The following is a 2,602-nucleotide window of genomic DNA, read 5'->3' as shown; positions in this document are numbered from 1 at the left end:
TCATAATGAGGCTTTTTTAGTTTGATAATTCCAATTTTTGTTGTTTGTGCTCTAGCTGGTATAAGCTTGAAAATTGACGTTTATGAACTTCAAATAAATACGCTCTTAGCTGCTCTTTACCATGGTGAATGTGTTTAATTTTGCTGCTATGCCACATTTACTCTGCCTAACTGGTTCTAGGTCTAATGATATCGCCGCTTCGTTAGGTAAAATAAATTGCATATTTTGCAAATCATCAAGCTCACTATGTATTGATGTGGGTTTTAAAAATATCCCTGTGCTGGATATAGATTCAATGCAAAAACCTTGGCTTTGGATATTTAATTCACTTAGCCGCCAGCTGCGTTGAACCCCTTTTGTATCAATCACTTCGGGAGCTTCTAACACAGTGCTGAAATGGCCTAATTCATCGGTTTTAAATTGAAGTGGAAACCATAGTTGGTAGTGAGCTACTTCAGCCAGTAAGGTTAATTTAGCTTGCCCAAGTAAATGCGCAATACCGTCTGGAATCGATGTTTGTACTGTAAGCTTTGTTTCAGTGTATAATGCGGTACTTTGGCTGGGTTCAAACAGCCCTGAAAGAAAGTTAATTTCTTTGTCAGATAAATCCATGTATTTTCCTTAATACTTAAATTATAGATTTTATTCCTTACAAGGTTACTGCCGAATGAATGAGCAGTTTATTATTTTGTAAGCTTCGCAATGTATGGCTTTGTTTTTATACACTTTGTAATTTCAACTTCCCTAGTGAAAATAATAAGTGATTGATTATATTGAGTCTTGTTTTAAATTTAACTAGGGCGATTTAATGATTGAGTTAAATTTTTTAGTATTTTAACCCCATTAGCACCAATAAGTTAAGTTATTAAGTGTACAAAATTAAGGCGTTTTACGATGTTTTTATATCAACAATGCGTAAATGAGACTTAGGTCTAGCTTACGAAGCATGCGGAAATACTTAGAATAGCGCCCAAATAATAATGGGGTTTAAGGGGTTCCAAATGCAATTAGAACGAATTCGTCGTAGCGACTTACACAACAAAGTGATGTCTGCAGAGCAGGCCAGTTTATTTATTAAAGACGGCATGACCGTGGGTATGAGTGGTTTTACTCGTGCCGGTGAAGCGAAAGCTGTACCACGTGCGCTTGCAGAGCGAGTGCGTGAAAACCCAATGAAAATTAACCTAATGACGGGCGCGTCATTAGGAAACGACTTAGATAAGCTACTAACTGAATCAGGTGCGTTAGCGCGTCGTATGCCATTTCAAGTAGACAGCACATTACGTAAAGCGATTAACAACGGTGAGGTCATGTTTATTGACCAGCATTTATCTGAAACCGTTGAACAGCTACGTAATCATCAGTTAACGATGCCTGATGTAGCGGTCATTGAAGCCGTAGCTATTACTGAAGAAGGCCACATAGTACCTACAACATCAGTGGGCAATTCAGCCAGCTTTGCTATTTTTGCCAAACAGGTAATTGTAGAAATTAATATGTTACACCAGCCAGAGCTTGAAGGGCTGCACGACATTTATATTCCATCTTATCGTCCTACACGTACGCCAGTGCCGCTAGTGAAAGTAGATGACCGCATTGGTAGTACTGCAATTCCAATTGATCCGGCTAAAATTGTGGGTATTGTATTTACCAATCAAAGTGACTCATTTTCAACCGTTACCGACCCAGATGCAGATACAGCCTCTATTGCACGTCACTTAGTGAACTTTTTTAAAGAAGAAGTAGCACAAGAGCGTATGCCTGAAAACCTAGGCCCATTACAAGCCGGTATAGGTAACATTGCCAACGCAGTAATGATGGGTTTACTAGACTCAGACTTTAAAGACCTCACTATGTATTCAGAGGTACTGCAAGATTCTACCTTTGACTTAATTGATGCGGGTAAACTTGATTTTGCATCAGGGTGTTCAATTATTTTATCAGAGCGTTGTAACGCGCAAGTATTTAATAACCTTGAAAAGTACCGCGATAAACTAGTACTTCGCCCACAAGAAATGTCGAACCACCCAGAAATTGTGCGTCGTTTAGGTATTATTGCAATTAACACCGCGCTTGAGTTTGATATTTACGGCAACGTTAACTCAACCCATGTGTGTGGTACTAAAATGATGAATGGCATTGGTGGCTCAGGCGACTTTGCACGTAATGCCCATGTATCAGTATTTGTAACTAAATCAATTGCTAAAGGTGGCGCTATTTCAAGCGTTGTGCCTATGGTAAGCCATGTTGATCATACCGAGCACGATGTTGATATTTTAGTAACCGAGCAAGGCCTAGCTGATTTACGTGGTTTAGCACCACGCGAACGTGCAATTGAAGTCATTAAACACTGTGTGCACCCAGATTACCGCAACGCCATGCTTGATTACTACGAGCGTGCTTGTGTACGTGGCGGCCATACGCCTCATATTTTAGAAGAAGCATTCAGCTGGCATACACGCCTTGAACAACAAGGCACAATGAAGCAAAGCTAATACATAAACCCCGCATTTGCGGGGTTTTTAGTTTATGATGCTTTATAGCGCGTTGTTATTGTTTTGCCATAAGGTGGTTTAAGTTTTTACTGTGTGCTGTAAAATAA

General features: G+C 39.6%; 1 protein-coding gene and 1 pseudogene. One reads left to right on the top strand and one right to left on the bottom strand.

From position 1 onward, the window contains the following. Nucleotides 1–16: 16 nt before the first annotated feature. Nucleotides 17–612, bottom strand: a pseudogene (locus tag P20311_RS11795) (hypothetical protein). A 389-nt stretch (nucleotides 613–1,001) separates the two neighbouring features. On the opposite strand from P20311_RS11795, the gene P20311_RS11790 reads away from it, so the two are divergent. Beyond that, a complete protein-coding gene (locus P20311_RS11790) occupies nucleotides 1,002–2,495 on the top strand; it encodes an acetyl-CoA hydrolase/transferase family protein (RefSeq protein WP_008113052.1) in 1,494 nt (497 codons plus the stop codon). The last annotated feature ends 107 nt before the right edge of the window (nucleotides 2,496–2,602 follow it).

It is taken from the genome of Pseudoalteromonas sp. BSi20311, assembly GCF_000239875.1.
Lineage (GTDB): Bacteria > Pseudomonadota > Gammaproteobacteria > Enterobacterales > Alteromonadaceae > Pseudoalteromonas.
Note: the sequence above shows the minus strand (reverse complement) of the source record. Positions and strands in the feature narration are given on the sequence as shown.